A 4,261-nucleotide genomic window follows, 5' to 3' on the forward strand; every position below is an offset into this window, starting at 1 on the left:
AGCAACAAGCACGCCGACTACGATGGTAAATGGTCACATTCCAATGTGTTAGAGATCGCCTTTTGGGGTATCCCCATCGCGGCTGTGGCTTTTCTTTCTTGGGCGGTGGCAATCAACGGCAGTTTTGCCGTCAATCCTTACAATCCTACCGCAATTACCAAGCATATCAAACCGCATGGCGACCCTATTGATGTCGACGTCATCGCTACGGATTGGCAATGGTTATTCATTTATCCGCAATTCCATCACATTGCCATTGCCAATAAATTGATTGTGCCGGTGCACACGCCGGTGTTTTTTAAGCTAACCTCCACGGCGGTCACCACTGATTTCTTCGTACCACAGTTGCTCGGCATGATCGACGTAATGCCCGGTATGCGTACCAAAGATGCCCTGATGAGCGACCATCTCGGTAGCTACCAAGGGATTGCTGCAGACTATTGTGGCGCTGGCACTTCTTGGATGTTGTTCAAGACCGATGTGGTCAGCAAGACCGACTTCGAGCACTGGGCCAAGGGCCTAGAAAACGATCCACGCCGCATGGATTACCAGCAATTCAATCGCTTTGCCGAGCCGTACATCAATGTGGCGGACAAGACACCGGAATGGGGCCGAGTCGAGCCGGGACTCTTCAATCACGTCATCTTGGAGGTGATGAATGGAAAGAAATGGCCACTGCCGATGTTCATGACCGAAAACATGTTCCATTACCTAAAACTGCAAGCGGCAGAACATCGCTCGTAATCCGCAAAAAAATTGGAGAACTGCTATGTTGGTTAATGTTCCTGGACCCTGGAGCCCACTATTGGGACGCTTGGCACTGTCCGAGATTCCCTATACGAATCCTATTCTTGCACCCTTGTTCGTAGTCATTGTGATCGCCGGTATAGCCTTGGTGGCAGCAATCACCTACTACGGCAAATGGGGCTACTTATGGAAGGAGTGGTTTACCACTGTCGATCACAAAAAGCTTGGCATCATGTACATCATCCTCGGTTTAGTAATGCTGTTCCGGGGTTTTATTGACGGCCTTATGATGCGCACGCAGCAACTCCTCGCCGACGGACCAGGTGACAACGGCATGAAAGTCATGGGCGCCATACATGGATATCTGACCCCTTTTCATTTTGGACAGATTTACAGCGCGCATGGCCTGATCATGATCCTGCTCGCAGCAACACCACTACTCGTTGGCATAATGAACATCATCGTGCCACTGCAAATTGGTGCCCGCGATATGGCGTATCCCTACCTCAACGCCTTGGGGCTATGGATCACTACTGCTGCTGTGGTCTTGATCATGGCCTCCCTTTTTGTTGGCGATTTTTCCCACAACGGTTGGTTTGGCTATGCCCCAATCTTCGAGCTTTCCTATAGCCCAGGAGTGGGGGTGGACTATTGGATCTGGACTCTGGAATTGGTTGCCCTTGGCACCACATTGGGCAGCATCAATTTTCTTGCTACCGTGGTAAAAATGCGGGCACCGGGAATGACCTGGAGTCGTCTGCCAGTATTTACTTGGTCGGCGGTCTCGGCCAACATCATCGCCCTTACCTCTTTTCCCTGCCTACAGGTTGCCCTCGCCTTGGTGGCTGCCGACCGTTATCTGGGTACCCATTTCTTTACCGCTGGCTTTGGCGGCAATTTGATGCTCTATACCAATCTCTTTTGGCTCTGGGGCCATCCAGAAGTCTATTTTGTCATTCTTCCCGCCTTCGGGATGCTTTCGGAAATCATCCCCGCTTTTTCCGAGAAGCCCATATTTGGGTATACCGCGATGGTGCTCGCAACATTTGCCATTGCCGGAGTATCGTGGATTGTGTGGTTACACCACTTTTTTACCATGGGCATGGGCCCCTATGTGAGCACGGAGTTCAGTATCGCTACCATGCTGGTTGGCATTCCTACGGGCGTAAAGGTCTTCAACTGGGCCTTCACCATGTACAAGGGAAGAATCACCATGAGTGCCGCCATGCTTTGGGCCATTGGTGCGCTGTTTTTACTACTCATTGGCGGTTTAACCGGTATGATGCTGTCTATTCCCGCCATCAATTACATGGTACACAACAGCGTGTTCGTCGTTGCACATTTTCACATGATGCTCCTGTGTATCGTCTATGCGGTCTTTGGCGCGGTGATTTTCTGGTTCCCCAAGATCTTCGGATTCCGCCTCAGCGAAATCTGGGGAAAAATCATGTTCTGGCTCTTTACTGCCGGCACGGCCTTGGTTTTTTTCCCAATGTTCATGCTCGGCTTTATGGGCGAAACTCGGCGTTTGGATTGGCCCTTTAACCCGCAATGGGCGGGCTGGTTTGCGGTTCAGGAAGTTGGCATTGCCGTGTACTGCCTCTCGGTTCTGGCTTTTCTCTGGATGCTTTATGCCAGCATTCGTGACCGTGCGCAAAATCGGGTGCATAGCTGCGACGCCTGGAATACCTCACGCAGCCTGGAGTGGCTCACGGACACCCCAGTACCCTTCTACAACTTTGCTATGGTCCCGCACATCAACGCTCGGGATGAAGTCGCTTGGCGGCGCGAACATGGCCTCGCAGAAACTCAGCCAAATCATTTCAAGGCCATTCACATGCCCAATAATACCGGTGTTGCTCTATATATTGGCGCCATGACTTTTCTGGTGGGCTTTGGCCTCACATGGAGAATCTGGTGGCTGACGGCGGCGGCTCTGATCATAGCGGTGTTACTGATGATCTACCGTTCTAACAAGGGTGATTCGGGTTATGTGATTTCTGCCGAAAAGATGGCAGAGCTGGATCGTGCTTCCAAGGCCGCAATGGTAGTCGGTAGTAACCAGCCCGTGCACCAAGGCGGGGGCTTTAGCGGTGGTACGGTGCATGCGTATTCGCCGCTCTCGTCATCCGCTCGCAACGGCACGCCGCCGACGGATTCCCGCCAGCTCTAACACCACGCTCGCTGGCGCCGGGTTCCGCGCCGGCATCCATTCATAGGAGTTTATATGCACGCACATGATGAGGTTGTGGATCCCAAACAGGTAGTCCTATGGTCCGACGACTACGAAGGTCATGATGTCATTTCTACCCGTACCTTCGGCTTTTGGATGTACGTATTAAGTGACGGCATGCTCTTTGCGACACTTTTTGCGGCCTATGGGGTGTTAAGCTATAGCCACAGCTATTATACCGGCCCAACCCCGGCACAGTTTGTTGCACCTTGGTACACATTTATCCAGACCATGGCGCTTTTTCTGAGCGTGCTTGCCTATGGTTTTGCCATGACGGCCCTCAAACAGGGAAATAAAACCGGGGTTATCAATGCCATTATTGCCTCGATGGTATTAGGCGTCATTTTTCTGGGCCTCGACATTCACGATGTGTTGCGCATGATTAGTATGGGAGTTACTCCAGAGGTAAGCGGTGGTCTTTCGGCATTCTACGCCCTTACCCAGGTGCATGCTGCGCATATCTTTGTCGGTTTGCTCTGGATGCTCGTCATGCTCTACCAAATTCTGCGTCAAGGGTTTAGCGAAGATGTTGTGGGTAGACTCTTGAGTCTACGCATGTTCTGGCAATTTCAGGCAGTTATGTGGGTATTTATTTACGTTTTTGTTTATCTGTGGGGGTACCTATCATGAGTCACGGTCACAGCGATCCCTTGCATCATCCCGAAGTGCAGATGGCCAGCAAACGCAACTATTTGACCGGTTTCATCGTTGCCTCACTGCTGATGTTTGCCGCAACGATTCTCGTTAGTGGCCACGTGCTACCACCCTTTGCCCTGCTCTTGGCCATTGTTGGTTGCGCCGGTCTTGCCATAATCGCGCAAGTCTATTTTTTGCTGCATATCGATATCTCCGAGCATAATATCTGGAATACCGTAGCGCTGGTAATGTTCATTCCCCTCTTCGTCATTACCATTGGACTGACTTGGTGGATGTTCTCGCAGCTTTACCTGCGTACTATGCCCATGATTCCCGGCATGCCGGGAATGCACTAAACAAGCCCTGGAGGATCATCCCACACCACTAGGGAGTTCGAGATGCATGCGCACATCACTATCGCCTTGGGAGCTCGATCGATTCTCTTCGCTCTGGCTCTATGCATCTCGAATCGCAACGATAGCGCAACCACAAGGGCGTGTTATGCGCCAAGAACCCTCCATGCAACCCCGGGTGAAAATACCGCCCCTGCATAAGTTCACAAACCTTTGGCACTTCTTTGGCGAGGGAGGAGTGCCATGCAGGTTCAACATGTCGGGTACCGGATCCGGGGGTTTTACCGGGTAG

At 51.7% G+C, this 4,261-nt stretch carries 4 protein-coding genes; all 4 read left to right on the plus strand.

Translation table 11 applies throughout. The features are described from left to right. Positions 1 to 744: ubiquinol oxidase subunit II (locus RTI30_RS12980; protein WP_312283969.1), on the plus strand; the 744-nt coding region annotated here is incomplete at its 5' end. A 25-nt stretch (positions 745 to 769) separates the two neighbouring features. Further along, entirely contained in the window at positions 770 to 2,920 is a 2,151-nt protein-coding gene (locus RTI30_RS12985; protein WP_312283970.1) for a cbb3-type cytochrome c oxidase subunit I, read from the plus strand. Between the two features lie 54 nt (positions 2,921 to 2,974). After that, a complete protein-coding gene (locus tag RTI30_RS12990) occupies positions 2,975 to 3,610 on the plus strand; it encodes a cytochrome c oxidase subunit 3 (protein WP_312283971.1) in 636 nt (211 codons plus the stop codon). Continuing rightward, complete coding sequence (locus RTI30_RS12995) at positions 3,607 to 3,972, plus strand: hypothetical protein (protein ID WP_312283972.1); 366 nt, start codon at positions 3,607 to 3,609, stop codon at positions 3,970 to 3,972. Before RTI30_RS12990 ends, RTI30_RS12995 begins: the two co-directional genes overlap by 4 nt. The last annotated feature ends 289 nt before the right edge of the window (positions 3,973 to 4,261 follow it).

It is taken from the genome of Candidatus Igneacidithiobacillus taiwanensis, assembly GCF_031962545.1.
Taxonomy (GTDB): domain Bacteria; phylum Pseudomonadota; class Gammaproteobacteria; order Acidithiobacillales; family Acidithiobacillaceae; genus Igneacidithiobacillus; species Igneacidithiobacillus taiwanensis.